Below are 20105 nucleotides of genomic sequence, written 5' to 3'. Positions count from 1 at the left end.
CTTTCCATGCCCTGATGAAGGGCGGCCCCCGTGACCCAACGCGGGTGCTTCAGGCCCCGGCGACCGCCGGGGCCTTCTCCATGAAAGGGGTCCTGATGACCCGCAACCCGCTGCGCCTGGCCGCGCTCGCGCTCGGCATCGCCGCGTGCGGGGCAGTCGCGTTGCTGGTCACAAGTGCCGCTCTGGACGCCTCGGTGGCCGCTGTGCCGCTGCTGGTGCTGATGGCCGCTGGACCGGTCGGGCTGCTCGGCCGAGCGCTAGGGCACCTGCGCCGCTGGGGGCTGCTGATCGGCGCGGGCGCCTACGTGGCCATGGCCGCCCGCGCGCTCACCGACTCCGGGCTGTCGCCCGCGCACTCCACCATTGCCCTGGCGTGTGCCGTTGCGTCCTCGGCGCTGTGGTTCACCCACGACATCGACGAGGCGGGCTGATCATGAGCCCCGACCAGATCGACCAGGTCATTTCTCTGATCTCCGGTCTGCTGACCATCCTCGTCGGCGCGTTCGTCCGTCACTACTGGCCACCGCGCGACGGACGCCCCGACGACCCCGAACCTGACCACACCCCCGAGCCGTCCACACCCCCCGCCAAGCCGAAGGAGGACGCGCCCCCCGATGAGTGACGACCTGATCAACGACGTTGACCCGACTCAGCCTGAACCGCTCCCGACGGCCCCGCCCAGCGGGGCCGTTCCCATTCCGGTGGACGGTCCGCAAGACGGCCTACCGCAGGAGCCGGGCAGCGCCGTGAACGACCCGGAAGGCACCGGCGATGAGTAGGGCGGGGATGCTGGCCGCTGCGCGCGGTCAGCTCGGCTACACCGAAAAGCCGAGCGGCTGGAGCAAGTTCGGCGACTGGTACCAGAAGAAGTTCAAGACCGGCCCGGATTTTCCGACGGCGCCGTGGTGCGACATGTTCCTCACCTGGTGCGCCTATCAAGCCCATGAGGAAAAGGCCGTGGTCGGCGGAAAGGGGTATGCCTACACGCCGTACCACGCGAGCTGGTTCCGCTCGCGGGACCGGTGGGGCAGCAGGCCGAGGGTCGGCGCCATCGTGTTCTACGACTGGGACGGCTCGGGCAAGATCAGCGCGATCGACCACGTGGGCATCGTCGAGGCGGTCCACGCGGACGGGTCGATCACGACGATCGAGGGCAACACCTCCGACGCGGTGATGCGGCGTCGGCGCCGGTCGGCGATCGTCGGGTACGGCTACCCGGCCTACTCGGGCGGCGGGGCCCCGCCGCCGAGCAGGCCAGGGCCGGGGAAAGCTCCCGCCTGGCCTGGTCAGTACCTGCGGAGCGGCTCGACGGGTGCGGCGGTCAAGACCTGGCAGGCGCAGATGAAGCGGCGCGGCTGGAACCTGGCCGCCGATGGCGTGTTCGGTCCCAGGTCACACGCGGCGTGCCTCGCCTTCCAGCGGGAGAAGGGCCTGGCGGCGGACGGCATCGTGGGGCCGCAAACGTGGAACGCCACGTGGACGGCGCCGATCACCTGAGCGAGGCGCCATGCCGTACCGGCCCCGTCCGTACTGCTCCACACCGGGTTGCGGAAGTCGGGTAACCGCCGGCCGCTGCGCCGACTGCCAGGCACGCGCCGAACGATGGCGCGGCAGCTCGGCAGAACGCGGCTATGACGCCCGATGGTTCACGGTGCGGAACCGGTTCCTGCGGGCAAACCCGTGGTGCGGGCGCTGCGGCGAGCTGGCCGTCGAGGTGGACCACATCGACGGGTTGGGGCCGCGCGGTCCGCGCGGCTACGACCCGGGCAACCTGCGGTCGTTGTGCAAGCCGTGCCACTCGGCCCGCACCGCCCGCGACCAGCCGGGCGGATGGTGGGCCGAGACCCGTCACGGCGGAAGCTGAGCGTCCGCCGTGGGCCCTACCGGGCCGTCCCGCGTGGCGGGCCTACCTGAGAGCTACATCCAGAACCCTCTGTGTCGGGTAGCTGCACGTATAACTTCGCAGCTCATAGCAGCTTGTTGATGACGCGAATTAAGGTACAGTCAGCGCGCTGCCGGACCTAAGGCTTAGAGCAACTAGGTCGGGCAGCGGCAGAGAAGGGCCCCCTGCCGGTTGATCGTCAAATCCCACCGGGCAGGGGGCCCTTCCTCCCCGTTAGGGGAGCTGGGTCGGTCCACCGCTTCTAAGCCACTGCCAAGTGATCCAGATCCCGAACTTGAGCAGTTCGAGAATCGTCCGGATCCGCCAGTAGCGCTCAGAGTCGGTGTCCCGTGGGGGGCGTTCGCCCATGAGGGCATCGCTTCCCATCTCCGGCCATCCGTGGGCTGACCGGTACCCGCATCGCCGGGAGATCCGGCGGCCGCGCGGATCCTCATGGCAAGACGGGAAAACCGCAAGCATCCAGATGCACACCCCCTCTGCCGTCGGCGTTCGACATTGCAGCACATCCGGGATGGATCGGCAAAGGACACTAGGCGAGTCGATATGGACCAATGCGACAATCGTGGTTCGCTACTTTCTGTGCGTCTTGCAGATGTGCTCGACTACTCTCTGCAACCTTTCCATCTAAGTAATCAAATAGATGCGAAGAGTGAGAGTTGGCGAGAAGCGGCTCTGGAGAGGCCGCCCTTCGTCTCCGCATCTATCTATCCGCGTTCTTCGTGTTGGCGCCCCTCAGATCAGTTCTGGGGAGCGTTCTCGTGTGAGGAGGCGCGCCCGCCTGGCCACTTTCGTCTCTTGTCAGCGGATCGCTGGCGGCCGACGGGCCGACGGGGGGTGCTGGGGGACCAGGAGGAGGGGGAACTGGCGAGCGCGCGGGCGCGGCCGGGAGTCGACGCGGTGAACAGGGAGCCGCAGCCCTTACCTCGTTCCGGTATCAGCCCTTCTCCTAGCCGCGCGTGGCGCTGAGCGCCAGCAGGGCGTCCGCACATGGCGGCGGCCCCCCACGGGTAACCGTGGGGGGCCGCTAAGGGCTCAGCGTCGTCCCTGGCGATCTCCGCCGATCTCGGCCGCTGTTGCTTCCGCGCGTCCCGGGATGCGCTCGCGCGGTGAACCGGGCGGCCGACTGCCCGCGCTGCACTCAGGCGACGCGACCTGACCGGCGAGGCCGGGCCGACAGCCGACTAGGCGACCGACGGCGGCTCCGGCCCGGCCTCCGGCTCGGAGCTGTCGGCTTCCTCCAGGTGGGCAAGCGGCACGACCACACGGCGGCGGTCGGGCAGCTCGATGAACTGCACGGGCGACATCGGACCGCCGAACAGCTCGTACGGACGGCCGACCGTGCGGCCGGTGGTCCCGCAGGGCAGGTCCTCCCACCGCGACCGCAGGCGCACCGCGTCACCATCGGCGAACCGGTGCAGCAGCTCGTACGCGCGGCGTTCGTGGCCGAGGTCGAACGCGCCCCATGGGTACCGGTTGGCGCACCACCGCGCGAACGTCTCGTCTCCGGTGAACCTGTTCAGCACGTCCCGGTAGACGCCGAGTTCCTCGTAGTCCATGGGCCGGGTGGTCCAGTCCAGAAGCCGAGCGTCTGTGACCTTCGGGACGATGCCCAGTTCGGCGAACCGTTCAAGTACCTCGGTGGCCAGGTCATCCCAAGCTTCCGCGCTGATGATCTGAGCGTCGCTGGTCACTCCGGTGATCTCGATGAGAACGGCGCGCTTGATGTCGAGGACGGTCTTGTTGATGGGGCAGGTGATCTGGCGGGCGACGTACATCCGCAGCGTCTCCCGTTCGAGAGCCTTGTCGGGGGCGGCGCCCCCGGCCAGCGCGTGAATCAACTCGTTCACGATCTTCTCCTTCTTGGTCGGGGAGGAAGGCCATGCCGGGCAGGGGCCGAGCAGCATGGCGAGGCAGAGGATGACGCCAGATTGGTCACCGATCCGGCGCGCGAACGCCAGCGATGTGTGAACTTCGGCGCGTTCCTCGGGGGTCTGCGGGTGATGGATCACGCACCAGCACCGCGTATGGTCACTCACCGGGGTGCCTCGCCTGGATCTCGTCCAGCCGATCGCGGAAGTCCTCGCGGGTGGTGTGGGTGGTCAGCTCGACGTCGCCGCCCTCCAACCACAGCGCGATTCCGCCGTACACGCCCTCCTCGCGCACGAGGTAGATGCCGACAACCGCGAACGGCCAGTCGCCGAGCAGTTCGCCGCGCCACGAGGGAATGGCCCTCCAGCTCACCGCCTCGATCGCGGCCATCCAGTCGTAGCCGTCATCGACCCGGGACGGGTCGGGCAGCGCGGGAATGCGGCTGTCACTCACACTCATTGGGGAACGCCTCCTTGAGCTGGATCAGGCGTGTCCGCAGGCCGCTCCGGGTGGTGTGGTTTGTTACCTCGACGGCCCCGGCGTTCCAGAGCGCGACCGCGCCCGCCAGCGGGCGGTTCTGAGCCGCGTAGCAGACCGCCACCAGGACGTCGGAGGCGCCGATCGGGCTGCCCTCGAACTCGAACAGGACAAGCCAGCCGCGCGGTTTCTCCGGCAGGCCCGTGAGCCAGTCGTGTACATCGCCCGCCCCGTGGGGCGGTTCACCGATGTCGGACGCCTTGCGTTGGAAGAACTCGGTGGCCGCGTCGTGCGCCTGGGGCCGGGTCAGCGCGGTCGGGATTGTCACGCCGGTCGAGATCTCCGGCCCATCCAGGACACTTCTGTACTCGATCAGGACGCCCCGGCGGTGCCAGATCAGCCGGTATCGCTCTGCGGTGTCGGGATTTTTCCACGTCCAATAGGGAGCGTGCGTGCGGGGTTCGCGGCCCTCGGTAACCCGGACTCCGCCAGGCAAGGTGTGATCGACAAGATCCCCCGCCGGATTGGGCTTGGGTCGCGGGTTGACCGCCTTGAGGCAAGCCAGCGGGACGCGTACCCGCCGCCCGCCGGTCAGCTCGACCAGCACCGTGAAGAGGCCGGGCTCGCCTTGCCGCTCGCCCAGGTACTCGGCCTCGGTGCCGCCGGACACGTCGTTCCACGCGAAGGTGTACCGAACTCGGTCGCCGGGGTAGATCGGGCTCACCGGTCTTCCCCCGTCATAATCGTGAAGCACTTCTCGTCCTCGTCGTCCGGGCCGACGTGCAGCCACAGCGGCTGATCGGCGAAGGTGAACTCCATCTCCGGCGCCTGGAGGTCGGCCCGGGATTGGACGGCGAGAGTGAAGACCGCGCGATGGCACAGCTTGTGAAGCTGCTGGCGCTCGTGCACGGTCAGCGGCCTGTTGATGTCGTCGGGCGCGGGGATCAGGTCCGCGTCGGGGTGGGTGACCACGGTCAGCCACGCGGCGCGCGTGACCGCCACGGGCGCCCGGAACCCCGCCGGGAACGCGATGTCCCGTGGCACGGCGATCAGGTCGCCGTGCGCGAGCATCTCGGCGCGCGTTAGCACGTCTATTGGTTCAAGGTCTACCACGCTCGGCTCGGGCGCCTCGTGCTTGACCTCGTGGTCGGGTCTGTGTTGCATGGTCTTTCCTTCCTGCTTGGGGAGGTTGAGCCCGGGGCGGGGTCGCATCCGGCCACGGGCAAAGGGGCGGCCCCGTTGGGGCCGCCCCGGCTTATGGGTGGCTACTTCTTGACGTCGAGCGTGTCGCCCATGGCGTCGGCGCACTCGGGGCAGAAGCCCCACGGGTCAGCGGCGTTCGCCTCGGCGATGTCCTTGCGGCGGTAGTAGCCCTTCTGGTCGTGCTCCAGGCAGACCGCCGCCCACTCGAACACCGGTCCGCTGGCGCCGAAGCGCTCGAACACCTTGGGGCTCTCGGGGCACTCGGGGTGCGCCAGGTTCCAGACCTGGGTGACCACCTCGGCGTAACGACGCTTGCGGTCCACGATGATCCACTCGCACGCCTCGATCTCAGCCTTGCGCTTGGCCTCGGCCTCGCGCGCCATCTCCTTGCGGACCTCCTCCTGCCGCTTCTTGGCGTCCTCGGTCGCCTTCAGCTTGGCCTTGGACTCCGCCAGCGCCGCCTTGCGGGCCTTGGCGTCCTCGGCCGCCTGCTTGCGGGCCGCCGCCGTCCCGGGCTTCGGCTCGGCCGCCTTGGCGGGCGCCTTGGGGGCCGCCTTGGGGGCCGCCTTGGGGGCCGCCTTGGGGGCCGCCGCCTTGCGGGCCGGGGCCGCCTTGGGGGCGGGCTTCTCGGTGGTGGTCGCCGGGGTCTTGGTGTCGGGGGTCTCGGCCATTTGGTGCCTCCTTGGATGTTGTGCGGTTTGTGTGGCTACAGATAAGCATCCTTCGCAAACTGTGACAAGTCGGTCACTCCGCGCTTGGAGTCCAAAACGGACCCGGCCCGGACCTGGTACTCCCCGCCACGAGGAACGACGTCCGTTATCGACCCGTTATCGAAAGGTGGGCTTGTGGACTACGTCCAGGACCCCCCGAACTCCGTGCAGATCGAACCCGTGGAGGGCTGCAACCTCCGGTGCTCGTTCTGCGGGATCAGAGGCATCCGCGCCACCGGCGACCGGGAAAACCTGTCGGGGCCGTACCGCTTCATGGACACCGGCACGGCGGCGACCATCGCCCGTCAAGTCGCGCGTGCCGGCTGGTCCCCGCGGATCGAACTCGCTGTTCACGGGGAGCCGACCAAGCATCCGCGGCTGCCCGAACTGGTGGCCGCGATCCGCCTGGCGCTCCCGCGCGCCCCGCTCATGATCACGACCAATGGCATCCCGCTCCTGGATGCCTGGGAAGCCAAGGTGGTCGCGCTGTTCGATGCCGGGGCCGACACGATCGCCGTGGACGACTACAAGCCGCACCGCTGCCGGGCCGCCGTGCTCGGCACCGAGCTGCCCGGCGTCGCCGTCTACCGCTACCCGTCCGGCGGGACTGTGGCGAACCCGCACCGCCGACCACGGCGAGGCGAGCGGCGGCTGATCCTGATCGCCGACATCGCCAGTGAGACCGAGGGTAATCACGCGCACCTGTCCAACCATGCGGGCGCCGCCGGGCCGCCGGACGCCTCACGGGCCGCTGAGCGGTGCGCGCTGCCCTTCCGCGAGATCACCGTGCGGTGGGACGGGTCAGTGGCGCTGTGCTGCAACGACTGGCGCGGCAAATTCAAGCTCGGCAACGTCCACGACACCCCGCTCGGTGAACTGTGGCACCACCCGGCGCTCTACGCCGCCCGGCGTCGGCTCATGGCCAGCGGACGTGACTTCGCGCCGTGCCAGGGCTGCACACACCGCACCTTCCGCAACGGCCTGCTGCCCGACCGGAAGGGCAGAGCCACCATGCCACCGCCCCGCCCCGGCGATGACGCCCTCCTCGCCGGGGCGGTGGCGGGCCAGCCGCTCACACTGCCCGTGCTGCGCTCGTGGGAGCGCTGAGCACCGTCCCCGGCGTGTTGCGCGCGGTCAGCCTGTTCGCCGGTATCGGAGCGTTCGATCTTGGCGCGCGGGCCGCCGGAATGTGCGTGACCGCCGCTGTGGAGATCGACACCGCGTGCCGTGGCGTGCTCGCGCACCACTGGCCCGACCTGGAGCTGTATGAGGACGTAAGGGAGGTGAACGGCAGTGACCTCGGACCGGCGGACGTCATCCTCGCGGGCTGGCCGTGCCAGGACGTCAGCAAAGCAGGACAGCGCGCGGGCCTGCGCGGCACACGGACCGGGCTCTACTCGGAAGTCGCGCGGCTCGGCGCCGAGTTGCTTCCCCGCTGGATCGTCCTGGAAAACGTGCCCGCTCTGCTCACCTCTGCCCGGGGACATGACATGTACGACGTCGTCGCGCCCCTGGCCGCTGGCGGGTACTCGGTCGCGTGGCGCGTACTCGACGCTGCCTGTTTCGGGCTGCCCCACCGGAGGCCACGGCTATTCGCTGTCGCACATCGTGGAGCCCTCGGCCCCGCCGAGCAAGTACTACCTGACCCCCACGGCTGCCCTCGGGCTGCTGCGGCGCGCGAAACGGCGCGGCAAGAGGCTCGCGCCCGGCCTGCGGTCCGGACTGAGCCGTACGGCCTCCGAGCCACCGAACCTCACCTGAGCGGCCCCCTTGGCTGCAATGCCAAGGGAGGCCACCGGATCGACCTGGACTCCGCCGGGGCCTACGTGGTGGACGAGAACGGCGTGCGGCGGCTGACGCCGGTCGAGTACGAACGGCTGATGGGCCTGCCCGACGACTGGACGCGCTACGGCGCGGGCGGCCGGGAGCAGAGCGACACCGCCCGCTACCGCCAGGTCGGCAACTCGCTGCCCGTCCCCGTGGCGTCCTGGGTGCTGGCCGGGGTAGCCCACGCCCACCTTCGGCACGGCGCGGACGTACCGGGACGCTGAGGACGCCTCAGCGCCCCCGCCGCGTACCGGGGCCGGGCACGGCAAAGGCCCCGGCCTATGCGGGCCGGGGCCTGTGGGGTGCGGGCGGGTCAGCGGGGCCGCCCGGTGCGGGCGGCCCCGTGGTGCTGGCTAGCTGGCGTCAGGGCCGGTCTCGCGGATGCACGCTGCGCAGATAGCCGCTTCACCAAAGGCGGCGTAGTCGCCGCAGACCAGGCATGGAGTCGCTTCGAGGCGAGTCAACCGGACCTGGTGAATGCCCTTCGCGGAGAACCAATCGCCGGTCGGCTCAAAGCCCAGTGCCCGCAGGTCGTCGGTGACCTTGCCGTCCAGTTCGCCGAGCGTGTCTGCGACGGTGCGGGTCGAGTAATGCACGACCTCACCGCCCTCAAGGATGCGAAGGAAACAGCCCTCGGGGTCGCCCTTATAGGTCGGTGCGCAGTAGGCGACGGGTCGGGTCCGGCGACGTGCCTGCATCTTGGGGTCCTCTCAGTTGGTGATGCTGTAGCTACACATTAGCTCACATATTGTGATGTAGACATCACAATACGTCACAACGGACATTGTGTTGCAAACCCGTTGCAGTCGGGAGGGTGTTCCGCCTGATCCGGCCCGTTACTCGGCGTGGTCACAGGGGTGGGGGGCCACCCCCTCACCGGACCCCTCCTCACCCGGCGGCTAGGAGCGCGCACCTGCGCCACGGTTTCGCCGGATTAGTTGGTAACCCTCAGTTACGGAGAGACATGGAACTGCCTGACCAGCGATACGAAGTCGTCCCGATGGACCGTCTGACCCCGCACCCCGACAACCCCCGCCAAGGCGACACCGAGGCCATCGGCGAATCGGTCGAGACGAACGGCTGGTACGGCGCGGTCATCGCCCAGCGCAGCACCGGCCACATCCTGGTCGGCAATCACCGCTGGCTGACCCTCCAGGCCAAGCAGGCGAGCGAGGTCCCGGTGATCTGGCTGGACGTCGATGACGACCGCGCCCGCCGCATCCTGCTGGCCGACAACCGGACCGGCGACCGCGCCAGCTACGACCAGGCCGGGCTGCTGGCCCTCCTGGAAGGCTTGGCGACCTCGGCCGATGCGCTCGCCGGGACCGGCTATGGCATGGACGAGCTGGAAGACCTGCGGGCCGTCCTGGACGAGGTGCCGACCGTCACCGCCGCCAAGAGCGGGGCGCACTACGCCGAGACCCCCGAGGAGGAGGACGAGCGGGTCTCTGCGCTGGGGCAGAACTCCCGCAACATCGCCGGTCTGCGGGAACTGGTCGTGGTGCTGCCGCTGGAGCGGCACGGCGAGGCGCTCGCCCGGCTCGCCGAACTGCGCAAGGCGGCGGGCGAGGAGACCAGCTCGGGCGCGGTCGTGCTGGCCGCGCTGAACCTGGCCACCCCTGAAGGCGTCGCCGCCGAGCTGGCCGCGCAGCACGAGGCCGCGTGATGAGCCCGGTCCACCTGACCTACCTCGCCCAGCCCACCCGGGGCGGCTGGCCCACCTACACAGCGCATCTCGCTGAAGGGCTCCGGCAGGCAGGGCATCAGGTCCATCTGTGGCGCGTCACCCGCCACGCCGAGAAGCACACCCGCCCGTTCCGGCACCTGGCCTACCGCAACACCACCCTGGACCGGCTGACCGAGATCGCCCGTCTCCAGCCCCTTCACATCACCGCCGCCGCTCCCGCGCAAGCCGACCAGGTGGCCGACCTGATGGACGCGGGTGCGTCCATCACCATCCACGACCCGACCGAGCTACGCGGGGAACTGCCCGGCGCGCTGTCGGGCACCCGCCGGCCGGTGGTAGTCGTCCGCCGAACCGTCGCCGAGCATGTGAGGGCGCTTGGGCTGCCGGTCGTTCACGTCCCACACCCTTACGCCGGGATCTCCCGGCCGGTCCCGGCCCGGACGCGGCACGCGGTGGCATTCTCGCGGCTCGACTGGGACAAGCACACCGACGCCATCGTGGCCGCGAACGCCAAGCTGCCGCCCGCCCGCCGTGTCGAGCTGCACGGCGCCGAGAACCGGCTGTTCACCCATCACAAGCTCACCGCGGAGTTCCCCGATTGGCGCAGCCAGTACCGAGGGCCGTTCTCCACCGATGACCTGTGGGCCGGAACCGCCCTGGCCGCCTCGGCACGCTGGGCGGTGGACATGTCCACCATCGACCGCGACGGCGGCGGCACCCAGTACACCCACCTCGAAGCGCTCGACGGCGGGGCGCGCCTGTTGCTGAACGCCCGATGGTTCGGCACCGGTCACGACGACGCGCTGCTGCGCGAGGCCGCCGAGGTCGCCACCGGGGACGAGCTTGCCGCACGGCTCGCCGAACCACCCGAGCCCACCTCCCTGCACGCCTCGGCCGCGCTGCTGGCACGGCACGCCGCGCACCACCAGGCCGCCCGGCTCCTGGCCGCCCGCGAAGGAAGGAACATCCGGTGACCGATCTGCCGACCACCGCCCAGGCGGTGAGTGCCTACTACCGCGAGCTCCGGGAGCTGGGCGTGCCGCGCGAGGTCGCCCAGGACCTCGCCCGCGATCTCGGCTCGGAGATGCACACCGGCTCCGCGGAACTGCGCCTGGACAACCGGGTCCTCGCGCAGGTCATGGCCGAGCGGGAGCTACGCCGTGACTGAGATGCGGCTGCGCAGCCGCGCCGCCCCCGATGCCGTGGCCGCTCAGGTTGGCAAGGTGCTTGGCGACATCGACCATGACGTCCTGCTCACCGGCCCGGCCCGCGTGCTGATGCCCGACGGCCGCCCACTGTGCGTCTACCTGCCCGGCCACCTGTCGCCGGTCCTGGAACGGCGCCCCGAGGTGTATGAGGTGCTTCACTCGCTGCGCAACCTCAAGACCGACAACCGGGGCCTGGCCTCCGGGACGCGGCGGCGCCCGATCGTCGGCCAGCAGCGCACCCGCGCCAAGCGGATCGCAAGCGCGGTCATCGGCTCCCTGGAGACCGCGCAGCGGCAGACCTACTGCCGCCTGACCGCCTGGACCGGTGACCACCTGTCCGAGTACGAGCAACTCCGGCATCTGCTGCTGCCCATGTCGTCCGCACTGTCCGAGCACGTGCCCGACCGGTTCGCCGCCCAGGCGCTCGAAGTGGCCAAGACCCACCGGGACTACGTGGTGCCGGGGACGGTCTTCTCGACGGTGACGGTGAACAACACCTACCCCACCGGTGTCCACCAAGACGCCGGTGACCTGGCCGCCGGTTTCTCCGCTCTGGCCGTCCTCAGGCGCGGCGACTACGCCGGGGGCCGCCTGGTCTTCCCGGAGTGGCGGGTTGCCGCCGACCTGCGCGACGGGGACCTGATCCTCATGGACGCCCACCAGTGGCACGGCAACACCGCCATGTCCTGTCCGCACGGCCTGAAGGACGACCGGATGCGCCAGTGCTGCGGGGCCGAGCGCATCAGCGTCGTGGCCTACTTCCGCGAACGCATGACCGGCTGCCGCTCGCTCGCCGAAGAGACCCGCAGGGCCGAGGCCATCGCCGAGAAGCGCAACCAGTTCGCGAACAACCTGACGGAGGCTGATCTGCATGGGGCGAAGGGGCCCAGCCCCCAAGCCGACCGCGCTTAGGGTGTTGCACGGCGAGAAGCCATACCGCATCAACAACAACGAGCCCCAGCCCGCTCAGGGCACCCCCGACCCGCCCGAGGAGCTGAGCGAGACCGGGCGGGTCATCTGGGCGTACGTCGTGGGTGAGCTGACCGCGATGCGCCTTGCGCATCGCGCGGATGCGCACGCGCTGCACGCCTACGTCGAAGCCGTCGAGCTGCACGCGCACGCATCGGCGATGGTCCACCGGGCCGGGCCGCTCATAAAGGACCGCGACGGCGCCGTCCGCACGAACCCGGCGGTGCGCATCCAGCGCGAGGCCGCCCGGACCATGCTCGCCCTGGCCCGCGAGTTCGGCCTGACCCCAGCCTCCCGCGTGCACCTCCAGACCGAACAGGTAGCCGAGGACGCCGCTGCCCGACTACTCGGCTAGTCCAGCGGACCTCTCGGCGCCTGGCGCTAGCTCAGCAGCGTGCGATTCTTCTTGCACCACCTGAACGGAAGCCGCAGTTTCAAGCGCCGAACCGATTTGATCAATCAAGGTCTCGGATGCAACTACGTCCTGAGCATCAACTTCCAGAACTGTTCCGTCGCCGCGAGTGATCTTTAGTTTGAGGTTGCTCTTGCGTTGACGGATCCAAGCGATCAACACCGCAGCGAGCGCGGTAGATCCACCGGCCGCCTGAACGGCGGTAAAGATACTGGTGGCAGTTGTCCCGATGTTATAAGAACCTTGCTCTTTAGCCATCACCACTCCCCGGAACTAGTCCCGCACTACTGGTAACGCTACACCCGAGCAACTTCAGTCGACGTCCTCGTGACGGAAGAAGACAACGCACTCACCACAAAGGAACGTCGATGCCCAGAGGCTGCATGCCGCCGGTCTGTGGGCGGGTGTTCGACGGCAAGCGGTGCCGCAAGCGTGGTGATCACCACTGCCGTCAGCGAGCCGATCACGTGGTGGCGTTCTTTCACGAGCTGCTCATGCACACAAAGGGACGTTGGGCTCGGCAGGCGTTCCGGCTCGCCCGCTGGCAGGAGCGTGACATCTTGCGCCCGATGTTCGGTGAGGTCACCTGGGATGAGCAGGCCGGTATGTACGTGCGGCGGTACCGGATCGCGTACCTGTCGATGGCGCGCAAGAACGGCAAGACCGAGATTGCCGCCGGGATCGCGTTGTACCTCCTGGTCGCCGACGGCGAGGAGGGCGCGGAGATCTACGGATGCGCCAAGGACCGCGACCAGGCCCGGCTGGTCTACGACGTGGCCGCCCGCATGGTGCGGCTGTCGCCGGTCCTGTCGCGGCGGCTGACGGTGAAGGACCACGCGCGCCGGATCGTCGACGAGGCCACCGCCAGCTTCTATGAGGTGATCCCCGCCGACGCCACGGGCGCGCTGGGGTCCAACCCGCACGGCGTGCTCTATGACGAGCTGCTCACCGCACCGAGCGGCGATCTGTGGAACGCGCTGCGGACCGGCGCGGGCGCCCGAACACAGTCGCTTTTGATCGCCACCACCACCGCCGGGGCCGACCGTGACTCGTTCTGCTACGCCGAGTACTCCCGGGCGCTGCGCGTCCTGGAGGACCCGGAGTCGGCTCGGAGCCGGTTCGCCTACCTGGCCGAGGTCCCCGCAGACTGCGATCCGTGGGATGAGTCGCTGTGGCCGCGCGCCAACCCCGCGCTCGGTGACTTCCTCAGCCTGGAGACGCTGCGGCAGGAGGCGGCCGAGGCGCGCCAGGACCCCGCGCAGGAGAACGTGTTCCGCCAGTACCGGCTGAACCAGTGGGTCAGCCAGGTGACGCGGTGGTGCCCGATGGAGGTCTTCGACGCCTGCGCCGGGGAGCCCTGGCCGTCGCCGCTGTGGCGGTTCACCCCCGCCGGCACCCGCCAGAGCAAGGCGTACGGCGGCCTGGACCTGAGCGCCAAGCTCGACCTGACCTCGTGGTGCCTGACCTTGCCCACAGCGGACGGCGCCGCTGACGTGGTGTGGCGGCACTGGCTTCCCGAGGCCGCCCTGCCTGCGCTGGCCAAGGCGACGGGCGGGGCCGCGCACTCCTGGGTCCGTGACGGATGGCTCAGCCTCACCGAGGGCGACGTCATCGACTACGACACGGTGTATGCCGCGATCGAGGGCGATGCCCGCGCGGTCGCCCTCGCTGAAGTCGCCTATGACCCGTGGTCGGGGGAACCCGCCGTCCAGGAGATCGCCAAGCGCATCGGTCCCGCCGTCGAGCTCGTGCCCGTGCCGCAGACGTTCGCCGGGCTGTCGCCCGGCATGACCGAGCTGATGGCGCTTATGCGCGCGCAGCGCATCCGCCACCATGCCAACCCGCTCGCCCGGTTCTGCTTTGACGCCGTCGAGGTCAAGCGGGCGACCGACGACCCCGAGCTGATCAAACCCGTCAAGCCTCGCCGGGGCGGGCCGGGCGGCCAGGGCAAGCGCATCGACGCCGTCTTGACCGCCGCCATGGCCGTCGCGGCATGGCGCACCCGTGCGCGCACCCCGCGCAGGCCGGGCCGCCTCGTGGGCTTTTAGGCCCACGCCACTCCCGCACCGAGCACCCCGGAGGGGCGACCCACCCATGCCCGAGAACGACCCGCGCCTTCAGCGCGGGCTTGAAGCGCTGTCCAAGCAGCGCAGCGACCTGGCCCACTACATCGATTGGTACCGGGGTGACCACCCTCCCCCCTACATCCCGCCCAAGGCTGCGAGCGAGTACCGGCGCATCGTGGACACCGCCGCGTCGGCGTGGCTGAAGCTGGTGATCGACTCCATCAACGAGCGACTCCGGGTGGACGGCTTCACCGGCCAGGGCGACGCCTCCACCGACCTGGAGGCGTGGCGGATCTGGGGCCGCAACCGGATGAACGCCGTGCAGCCGCTCGTGCACGCCGAAGCCCTGACGCTGGGCCGCTCGTATGTGAGCGTCTGGCCCAACCGCGCCGACCCGGGCACGCCCACGATCCGCGGCGAGTCCGCCCTTCGGGTGTGGATCGCGCGGGACTCGGCCGACTTCTCCCCGCTGTGGGCCGTCAAGAGCTGGTCCACCGGCGAGGAAGACCCGGGCAGCGAGGTCGCCTACCTCTACACGCCTGCCGACGTCCAGCGGTACCGGCGCGCCGACAAGAGCGGCGAATGGACCCCGGACGGCCCGGCGGCCCGCAACCCGCTGGGCCGGGTGCCGTTTGTGGAATTCGCCAACGGGCGTGACCTGCTCGGCGAGTCGGCGAGCGAGCTGGCCCCGCTGATCCCCATCCAGGAGCGCATCAACAGCGTGAACCTGCACATGCAGCTCGCGATGCTGGTGGCCGCGTTCCGGCAGCGATGGGCCGCTGGGCTGGCGATCCCCGAGGACGAGAACGGCAACCCGGTCGAGCCGTTCAACGCGGCTGTGGACAAGCTGTGGATATCCGACGACCCAAACGCCAAGTTCGGTGAGTTCGGCGAGAGCAACTTGGCCAACTACGTCACCGTCCTGGAAAGCCTCGTACGGCAGCTCAGCGCGATCTCGGCCGTCCCCGCTCACTATCTGCTGGGGCAGCTCGTCAACATCAGCGCCGAGGCGCTCAAGGCGGCCGAGGCCGGGCTGAGCGCGAAGGTGCGCCACAAGCAGCTCACCCTCGGCGAGGGCTGGTCGGCCGTCATGAACCTGGTCCAGGTGGCGGGCGGGGGCGTGGCCGCACCGCTGGAACCGCACTGGGCCGACACCGAGGCACGCTCGGAGGCTCAGCTCGTGGACGCGCTGTCCAAGCTCGGCGCACCCCCGCTGAACATCCCGCAAGAGGCGCTGTGGGAGCGGTACGGCGCGTCCCCGCCGGTGATCAAGCGCTGGCAGGACATGCAGGCCGCCGCCACCCAGCGCGCCGCCGGGGCCGAGGTCGCCGGAGCGCTGGCCGCCCGCCGGGCCGGGCAGGACGACCCGGACGACGTGCCCGAGGCCGCCTGATGGCGGGCGCGGTCACCGCCGCGAGCCTGGCCGCCGCCCAGTGGGCCGCCGCCACGCTCGGGGCCGTCACCGCCCGCGCCACCGCCCGCGCCACCGACCTGCACGCCCAGGTGGACCCCGCCAGGGCGGTCGAACCGCAGTGGGCCGCCCTGGCGCCCGAGGCCGCCGCGCTGCTGGCCGACGCCCAGGCGCGGGCGGCGCTGGTGGCGCTGGCCTACCTGGACGAGCACGCCGCCGCCTGCGGGGCGGGGGGCACCCCCGGCCCCTACCTGTCCCCGGCAGCGGTGTCGGGCCGCACCTCGGCGGGCCACGACCTGGCCGCCGTGCTCGCGCGGCTGGTCGGGGTTTGGCGGGGCCGCCTTGCCGCCGGGCAGCCACCCGGCGAGGCATGGCACGCCACCGCGCCCCGGCTCGCGCGCCTGGTCCGCTCGGAGGTCGCCGACGCACACCGCGAGTACCTGTCGGGCTCGCTCTGCCTGGACGACCGCGTGATCGCCTACCAGCGGCTCGTCACGCTCCCGGCGTGCGCGCGGTGCCTGATCCTGGCCGGGCAGCGGTACACCTTCTCCGCCGGGTTCAAGCGGCACCCCGGGTGCACCGGCTGCACGCACATCCCGATCTACCACCTTCCGGGCCGGGGCGAGGTCGGCGGCACTCCCGACGACCACACCCCTCGCGCCCTGTTCGGCGAGATGTCCCCTGCCCAGCAACTCGCCGCCGTCGGCGGCAAGAGCGAAGCCGTCCAGTCCATCCACGACGGCGTGGACATGTTCGCCGTCGTCAACGGCCAGAACCATCGCCGGGTGACCATCCGCCGCACCGAAGCCCGCATCGCGCGCTCACTCGGTTTCCAAGACCCCGCCGACCTGATCGTGCACCACGCCGGACGGCCGAAACGGTCACTGGCCTACCTGCGCGCCCGCTACGGCGACGACCCCCGGCAACTCCGCACCGCGCTGGCCCGCAACGGCTGGCTCACCGAAGCACTGCACCTCACCCCACCAGGAGGAACCATATGACCGACCCCACGCCTGCCCCCGCCCCGCCGGTCCCGGCCCCGCCCGCAAACCCGCCTGCCGATCCGTCCGGCTCGGGCGACCCTCCCGAGCCGGCACCGCCCGAGGGCGACGACCGCGCCGCCGAGGTCGCCAAGCTCAGGCGGGAGAACGCGGCCTGGCGGACCAAGCTCCGCGCGGCCGAGGAACGGCTTGCCGGGCTGGAGTCCGAGCAGCAGAGCGACACTGAGAGGGCACTGACCACCGCCCGCGCCGAGGCCATCCGCGAGACCACCGAAAAGTTCCGCGCCAGGTTGGTGGCCGCCGAGGTCCGGGGCATCGCCGCCGAGCTGCGCTTCCGCGACCCCAATGACGCAGGCCGCCTAGTGGACCTGGATGACATCGAGACCGGTCCGGACGGCGAGATCGACCCGGATGCGCTACGCGCCGCGCTCGGCAAGGTCGTCAAGGCCAAGCCGTACCTAGTGGACACCGAACCACCCGCCCCCACCGCCCGCGAAGCCGGACTCGGTGTGGCAGGCGGCGGCCCGTCCGGCGACTTCGACGGCTACTCGGTCACCGACTTCGACAAGGAGTTCTACGGGGGCGCGTAGCTGCGAGGGCGCTCTGGCTCCCCCGCAGGACTTGCCCTTCATCTGGACTGCATGAGCCCTGCGTGAGTGGTCTAGCCCAGGTGTCCGTGCCTGACGCCATACTCAGCGCCCGGGTCTTTACGATTGCTTGACACTCCGAGCCTCTCCACGTCCCACAGAGTTCTAGAAGACCTTCGTAGAGTGTCTTCATGCCACCACCCATGAGGCCACATCATGAGGCGGCCTCATGGATGGTGCATCGGAAAAGAAGGGGGCGCCTCAGCCTGGTGCAACTTGGCTGAGACGCCCGGATGGTCGGATCGTGGTGTCTGCCTAGCTCACAGCAGGTGCGCTACCACTTGAGTGAGCTGTACGAGCGCTACGACAGCAGCGGCTCCAGCAGACACTACGATCGCCCATTTCTCCACTCGGCTCTTCTTCACTCCGTTCCTCACCTCCCTAGGTGGAGCGCTCGCACATAGGGCGGTGGGAGAAGGTAGACCCGAGCAGGAACAGGCTAGAGCGCACACCCCCCTGCCTTCCTGAGTCACACAATCACGGCGTGTCGGGCGCATGCGGTACGCATCCGACGCATTTCGGTGGATAATGACTAGCGGGAAGCCGCCTGGGGCGGTGCCTCGTGACGCCAGGTGCGCACGGACCTTGATCCGTAGCGACCGCCTGAGGTGTCGCCCCCCATGGCTCACAAGCTGTACAACCTTCCTGTTCTCTCCCGGGCCGCACTGTCGGCCCTGCGTAACCGGACCATGCTCGCCGCGCTGGTGTGGCGGGACGCCGAATCCGACTTCGGCGGGACGTCCGGCCACACCGTCACCATCCGGCGCCCGCCGACGTTCGTCGCCAAGGACTTCAACCGCGCGACGGGCATCCAGCCGCAGGACATCAACGAGTTCGGTATCCCCGTCGTCCTGGACAAGTTCAAGGACGTCTCGGTCGTGCTGGGCTCGGAAGAGATCCTGCTCGACCTGCGCGACTTTCAGTCGCAGGTGGTCACCCCCGCCATCCAGGCCATCGCCGACGCGATGGAAACCGCGCTGGTGGCCACCCTGGACACCCTGCCGGACGCCCTGACGTGGGATGCCGCTGACCCGCTGAAGACCATCACCACCGCGCGGATGAAGCTCAACCGGCTCGGTGCGCCGATGGCGGGTCGGTCGCTGGTGCTGTCCCCGGAAGCCGCCAAGCTGATCCTGGACACCGACACCATCCGCCGCGCTGACGCCAACTCCTCGGGCGGTCAAGCGCTACGTGAGGCGTACATCACGCGGTTGTCCGGGTTCGACATCTACGAGTCCACTTCGGTCCCCGAGGACGCCACCCACAAGACCGCCGCCTACGCCTTCCATCGCGAGGCCGTGTCGCTGGTGTCTCGCGCACCTGCGCCCCCGGCGGGCGGCACCGAGTCCTCCTCGCAGTCATTCGAGGGCTTCGCGATCCGGGCGACGCGCGGCTACTCGATCGAGAAGAAGACCGACATCGCCTCGTGGGACACCCTGTACGGCGCTCAGCTTCTCGATCACCGCACCGCCGAGGGCGGTAAGCCCGTGCGTCTCGGCCTGCGCATCGGCGCGGCAGCCGGGCCACAGCCCCTGCGGGCGAAGAAGTAGGTGCGGGTGGTGAGCGTGCCAGCCATCACCGCGACCGATGTGGCCGAACGCGTCGGCCGCGCCTTCGACGCGGCCGAGACCCGGCAGGTTGAGGCGTGGATCGCTGACGCGCTCGCCCTGGCCAGCCAGCTTGCCGGGCGCAAGCTGGACGGTGCGGTGCTGCCCGCTGTGGTGCGCGCGGTCGTGCTGCGGGCGGTGGTGCGGTGTGTCTACAACCCTGCCGGGCTCAAGACCTACAACGCCGGAAGCGTCGGCTACTCCGCCGGGGACGCCGCCGCGAGCGGCGCGGGCGGTCCCGCCTTCACCCCCGTCGACGTCACCGCGATCGGCCGTGCCTACGGCCGGTCGCTGGTTCAGCTCCGCACCCCGCCCGCCTACCCGCCGGGCAGGGCTGCCTGGTGGCCTACCAAGCCGCCTTACCCCGCCCCACCCCGGGCCGACCCGACCGGAGGTGCATCGTGATTCCGTTGCACCTGCCGCACCGCGTCACCGTCCGCCGGATGGTTCGCGCGGGGGCCGACCCCTACGGCAACGATGAGGTGACCGCCGTTGAGGTCAACGTGGCTGCGCACGTCCAGACGCGCGGCAACACCGCCAAGCCGTCGCAGAGCCTTCGCCGCGCTCCGGTGACGATGCACGTCCCCGCGGACGTCACCGTGTTCGACGGCGATGAGATCACCTGGGCCGGGCGGAAGCTGCGCGTGCTGGGCGATGTCACCCATCAGCTCGATCTGTTCACCGGCGCCCCCGCCTATGGCGAGGTTGAGCTTGAGGCGGTGTCGTGATGGCGGCCGGTACCCGAGTGGAGATCGACGCCGCCGCGCTGCGGCGGGTCACCGCCGATGTCGCGATGCTCGGTCCTGAGCTGTCCCTGGCGGGCCGCCGGATCGCCATCGCGGCCAGTGCCACCACCCCGCCCGGCGGGCGGCGCACGCGCCGTTTCGACGCGCAGATGACCATCACCCCGCCGCGCGCCGCATCCGGGCGCGCGGTGGTGTACGTCGGCACGTCGTGGCCGCTGGCGCACCTGTTCGAGTTCGGCAGCCTGAACACTCCGCCGCTGCGCCCGCTGACACGGGCCGCGCAGGCGAGCGGGCTGCGGTTCGAGGAAGGGCCGCCGCCGTGAACCCGTCCACGACAGCGCCGCCCGGCGTCGCTTCACGCA

Annotated in this window: 26 protein-coding genes; 19 read left to right on the top strand and 7 right to left on the bottom strand. The window is 70.1% G+C overall.

Annotation, left to right across the window (positions count from 1 at the left end):
* Positions 1–95 precede the first annotated feature (95 nt).
* The 4 genes from AGRA3207_RS00995 to AGRA3207_RS00980 all read left to right on the top strand — a co-directional run bounded on the left by AGRA3207_RS00995 (position 96) and on the right by AGRA3207_RS00980 (position 1864).
* Positions 96–431, top strand: a complete 336-nt coding sequence (locus tag AGRA3207_RS00995; protein ID WP_231332651.1) for a hypothetical protein — start codon at positions 96–98, stop codon at positions 429–431.
* A 2-nt stretch (positions 432–433) separates the two neighbouring features.
* Positions 434–622, top strand: coding sequence for a hypothetical protein (locus tag AGRA3207_RS00990; RefSeq protein WP_231332650.1), 189 nt, complete (start codon positions 434–436; stop codon positions 620–622).
* A gap of 149 nt (positions 623–771) precedes the next feature.
* Positions 772–1497, top strand: a complete 726-nt coding sequence (locus AGRA3207_RS00985; protein ID WP_231332649.1) for a CHAP domain-containing protein — start codon at positions 772–774, stop codon at positions 1495–1497.
* Positions 1498–1651: 154 nt separating this feature from the next.
* Positions 1652–1864 carry an HNH endonuclease signature motif containing protein gene (locus AGRA3207_RS00980; RefSeq protein ID WP_231332648.1) on the top strand — a complete coding sequence of 71 codons (213 nt, stop codon included), beginning with the start codon at positions 1652–1654 and terminating at the stop codon, positions 1862–1864.
* Positions 1865–3084: 1220 nt separating this feature from the next.
* Here AGRA3207_RS00980 and AGRA3207_RS00975 read toward each other — a convergent pair.
* From AGRA3207_RS00975 to AGRA3207_RS00955, 5 genes are all read right to left on the bottom strand, one after another.
* On the bottom strand, positions 3085–3750 hold the full coding sequence (locus AGRA3207_RS00975; protein WP_231332647.1) for a hypothetical protein: 666 nt from the start codon (positions 3748–3750) through the stop codon (positions 3085–3087).
* Between the two features lie 181 nt (positions 3751–3931).
* Positions 3932–4231 (bottom strand): hypothetical protein, encoded by a 300-nt coding sequence (locus AGRA3207_RS00970; RefSeq protein ID WP_231332646.1) that lies wholly within the window; start codon positions 4229–4231, stop codon positions 3932–3934.
* A complete protein-coding gene (locus AGRA3207_RS00965) occupies positions 4218–4973 on the bottom strand; it encodes a hypothetical protein (protein ID WP_231332645.1) in 756 nt (251 codons plus the stop codon). Before AGRA3207_RS00965 ends, AGRA3207_RS00970 begins: the two co-directional genes overlap by 14 nt.
* Positions 4970–5413: a S9 family peptidase gene (locus tag AGRA3207_RS00960; RefSeq protein ID WP_231332644.1), complete on the bottom strand. Its 444-nt coding sequence runs from the start codon at positions 5411–5413 to the stop codon at positions 4970–4972. Before AGRA3207_RS00960 ends, AGRA3207_RS00965 begins: the two co-directional genes overlap by 4 nt.
* Positions 5414–5514: 101 nt before the next feature.
* Positions 5515–6123, bottom strand: a complete 609-nt coding sequence (locus tag AGRA3207_RS00955; protein WP_231332643.1) for a hypothetical protein — start codon at positions 6121–6123, stop codon at positions 5515–5517.
* Between the two features lie 174 nt (positions 6124–6297).
* Between AGRA3207_RS00955 and AGRA3207_RS00950 the strand changes: the two genes are divergently transcribed.
* On the top strand, positions 6298–7269 hold the full coding sequence (locus tag AGRA3207_RS00950; protein ID WP_231332642.1) for a radical SAM/SPASM domain-containing protein: 972 nt from the start codon (positions 6298–6300) through the stop codon (positions 7267–7269).
* Complete coding sequence (locus AGRA3207_RS00945) at positions 7257–8213, top strand: DNA cytosine methyltransferase (protein ID WP_231332641.1); 957 nt, start codon at positions 7257–7259, stop codon at positions 8211–8213. The genes AGRA3207_RS00950 and AGRA3207_RS00945 overlap by 13 nt, the downstream gene beginning before the upstream one ends.
* A 129-nt stretch (positions 8214–8342) precedes the next feature.
* Here AGRA3207_RS00945 and AGRA3207_RS00940 read toward each other — a convergent pair whose 3' ends face one another.
* Entirely contained in the window at positions 8343–8687 is a 345-nt protein-coding gene (locus AGRA3207_RS00940; protein WP_231332640.1) for a hypothetical protein, read from the bottom strand.
* Between the two features lie 266 nt (positions 8688–8953).
* Here AGRA3207_RS00940 and AGRA3207_RS00935 point away from each other — a divergent pair, with 266 nt between their 5' ends.
* Genes AGRA3207_RS00935 through AGRA3207_RS00915 form a run of 5 tightly spaced genes read left to right on the top strand, consistent with a single transcriptional unit; the run spans position 8954 to position 12208 of the window.
* Positions 8954–9655, top strand: a complete 702-nt coding sequence (locus AGRA3207_RS00935) for a ParB/RepB/Spo0J family partition protein (RefSeq protein WP_231332639.1) — start codon at positions 8954–8956, stop codon at positions 9653–9655.
* Positions 9655–10650 (top strand): hypothetical protein, encoded by a 996-nt coding sequence (locus AGRA3207_RS00930; RefSeq protein WP_231332638.1) that lies wholly within the window; start codon positions 9655–9657, stop codon positions 10648–10650. The genes AGRA3207_RS00935 and AGRA3207_RS00930 overlap by 1 nt, the downstream gene beginning before the upstream one ends.
* Complete coding sequence (locus AGRA3207_RS00925) at positions 10647–10844, top strand: hypothetical protein (RefSeq protein ID WP_231332637.1); 198 nt, start codon at positions 10647–10649, stop codon at positions 10842–10844. Before AGRA3207_RS00930 ends, AGRA3207_RS00925 begins: the two co-directional genes overlap by 4 nt.
* Before the next feature lies 1 nt (position 10845).
* A complete protein-coding gene (locus tag AGRA3207_RS00920) occupies positions 10846–11796 on the top strand; it encodes a hypothetical protein (RefSeq protein WP_476692281.1) in 951 nt (316 codons plus the stop codon).
* 1 nt (position 11797) lies between these two features.
* The gene (locus AGRA3207_RS00915; RefSeq protein WP_231332635.1) at positions 11798–12208 is read left to right on the top strand and encodes a phage terminase small subunit P27 family; all 411 of its coding nucleotides are present in this window, start codon (positions 11798–11800) and stop codon (positions 12206–12208) included.
* Here AGRA3207_RS00915 and AGRA3207_RS00910 read toward each other — a convergent pair.
* Positions 12197–12523, bottom strand: a complete 327-nt coding sequence (locus AGRA3207_RS00910; protein WP_231332634.1) for an effector-associated constant component EACC1 — start codon at positions 12521–12523, stop codon at positions 12197–12199. The genes AGRA3207_RS00915 and AGRA3207_RS00910 overlap by 12 nt on opposite strands.
* Positions 12524–12834: 311 nt before the next feature.
* Here AGRA3207_RS00910 and AGRA3207_RS00905 point away from each other — a divergent pair, with 311 nt between their 5' ends.
* The 8 genes from AGRA3207_RS00905 (at position 12835) to AGRA3207_RS00865 (ending at position 20066) form a co-directional block, all read left to right on the top strand.
* On the top strand, positions 12835–14313 hold the full coding sequence (locus tag AGRA3207_RS00905) for a terminase large subunit (RefSeq protein WP_231332633.1): 1479 nt from the start codon (positions 12835–12837) through the stop codon (positions 14311–14313).
* A gap of 46 nt (positions 14314–14359) precedes the next feature.
* Positions 14360–15724, top strand: coding sequence for a phage portal protein (locus AGRA3207_RS00900; RefSeq protein ID WP_231332632.1), 1365 nt, complete (start codon positions 14360–14362; stop codon positions 15722–15724).
* Entirely contained in the window at positions 15724–16743 is a 1020-nt protein-coding gene (locus AGRA3207_RS00895; RefSeq protein WP_231332631.1) for a hypothetical protein, read from the top strand. The genes AGRA3207_RS00900 and AGRA3207_RS00895 overlap by 1 nt, the downstream gene beginning before the upstream one ends.
* On the top strand, positions 16740–17333 hold the full coding sequence (locus AGRA3207_RS39690) for a hypothetical protein (protein WP_273699987.1): 594 nt from the start codon (positions 16740–16742) through the stop codon (positions 17331–17333). Before AGRA3207_RS00895 ends, AGRA3207_RS39690 begins: the two co-directional genes overlap by 4 nt.
* A gap of 677 nt (positions 17334–18010) precedes the next feature.
* Positions 18011–18940, top strand: coding sequence for a major capsid protein (locus AGRA3207_RS00880; protein WP_231332629.1), 930 nt, complete (start codon positions 18011–18013; stop codon positions 18938–18940).
* Between the two features lie 9 nt (positions 18941–18949).
* Positions 18950–19402: a hypothetical protein gene (locus tag AGRA3207_RS00875; protein WP_231332628.1), complete on the top strand. Its 453-nt coding sequence runs from the start codon at positions 18950–18952 to the stop codon at positions 19400–19402.
* Complete coding sequence (locus AGRA3207_RS00870; protein ID WP_231332627.1) at positions 19399–19725, top strand: hypothetical protein; 327 nt, start codon at positions 19399–19401, stop codon at positions 19723–19725. Before AGRA3207_RS00875 ends, AGRA3207_RS00870 begins: the two co-directional genes overlap by 4 nt.
* The gene (locus tag AGRA3207_RS00865) at positions 19725–20066 is read left to right on the top strand and encodes a hypothetical protein (RefSeq protein ID WP_231332626.1); all 342 of its coding nucleotides are present in this window, start codon (positions 19725–19727) and stop codon (positions 20064–20066) included. The genes AGRA3207_RS00870 and AGRA3207_RS00865 overlap by 1 nt, the downstream gene beginning before the upstream one ends.
* Positions 20067–20105: the final 39 nt, after the last annotated feature.

Source organism: Actinomadura graeca, from assembly GCF_019175365.1.
Classification (GTDB): domain Bacteria; phylum Actinomycetota; class Actinomycetes; order Streptosporangiales; family Streptosporangiaceae; genus Spirillospora; species Spirillospora graeca.
Note: the sequence above shows the minus strand (reverse complement) of the source record. Positions and strands in the feature narration are given on the sequence as shown.

What these genes read in the sequence shown, in the direction of transcription:
- AGRA3207_RS00900 (WP_231332632.1), top strand. Translation starts at nt 14,360, where the DNA reads ATGCCCGAGAACGACCCGCGCCTTCAGCGCGGGCTTGAAGCGCTGTCC.
- AGRA3207_RS00940 (WP_231332640.1), bottom strand. Translation starts at nt 8,687, where the DNA reads ATGCAGGCACGTCGCCGGACCCGACCCGTCGCCTACTGCGCACCGACC.
- AGRA3207_RS00895 (WP_231332631.1), top strand. Translation starts at nt 15,724, where the DNA reads ATGGCGGGCGCGGTCACCGCCGCGAGCCTGGCCGCCGCCCAGTGGGCC.
- AGRA3207_RS00970 (WP_231332646.1), bottom strand. Translation starts at nt 4,231, where the DNA reads ATGAGTGTGAGTGACAGCCGCATTCCCGCGCTGCCCGACCCGTCCCGG.
- AGRA3207_RS00930 (WP_231332638.1), top strand. Translation starts at nt 9,655, where the DNA reads ATGAGCCCGGTCCACCTGACCTACCTCGCCCAGCCCACCCGGGGCGGC.
- AGRA3207_RS00960 (WP_231332644.1), bottom strand. Translation starts at nt 5,413, where the DNA reads ATGCAACACAGACCCGACCACGAGGTCAAGCACGAGGCGCCCGAGCCG.
- AGRA3207_RS00990 (WP_231332650.1), top strand. Translation starts at nt 434, where the DNA reads ATGAGCCCCGACCAGATCGACCAGGTCATTTCTCTGATCTCCGGTCTG.
- AGRA3207_RS00910 (WP_231332634.1), bottom strand. Translation starts at nt 12,523, where the DNA reads ATGGCTAAAGAGCAAGGTTCTTATAACATCGGGACAACTGCCACCAGT.
- AGRA3207_RS00905 (WP_231332633.1), top strand. Translation starts at nt 12,835, where the DNA reads ATGTTCGGTGAGGTCACCTGGGATGAGCAGGCCGGTATGTACGTGCGG.
- AGRA3207_RS39690 (WP_273699987.1), top strand. Translation starts at nt 16,740, where the DNA reads ATGACCGACCCCACGCCTGCCCCCGCCCCGCCGGTCCCGGCCCCGCCC.
- AGRA3207_RS00985 (WP_231332649.1), top strand. Translation starts at nt 772, where the DNA reads ATGAGTAGGGCGGGGATGCTGGCCGCTGCGCGCGGTCAGCTCGGCTAC.
- AGRA3207_RS00955 (WP_231332643.1), bottom strand. Translation starts at nt 6,123, where the DNA reads ATGGCCGAGACCCCCGACACCAAGACCCCGGCGACCACCACCGAGAAG.
- AGRA3207_RS00865 (WP_231332626.1), top strand. Translation starts at nt 19,725, where the DNA reads ATGGCGGCCGGTACCCGAGTGGAGATCGACGCCGCCGCGCTGCGGCGG.
- AGRA3207_RS00935 (WP_231332639.1), top strand. Translation starts at nt 8,954, where the DNA reads ATGGAACTGCCTGACCAGCGATACGAAGTCGTCCCGATGGACCGTCTG.
- AGRA3207_RS00880 (WP_231332629.1), top strand. Translation starts at nt 18,011, where the DNA reads ATGGCTCACAAGCTGTACAACCTTCCTGTTCTCTCCCGGGCCGCACTG.
- AGRA3207_RS00995 (WP_231332651.1), top strand. Translation starts at nt 96, where the DNA reads ATGACCCGCAACCCGCTGCGCCTGGCCGCGCTCGCGCTCGGCATCGCC.
- AGRA3207_RS00920 (WP_476692281.1), top strand. Translation starts at nt 10,846, where the DNA reads ATGCGGCTGCGCAGCCGCGCCGCCCCCGATGCCGTGGCCGCTCAGGTT.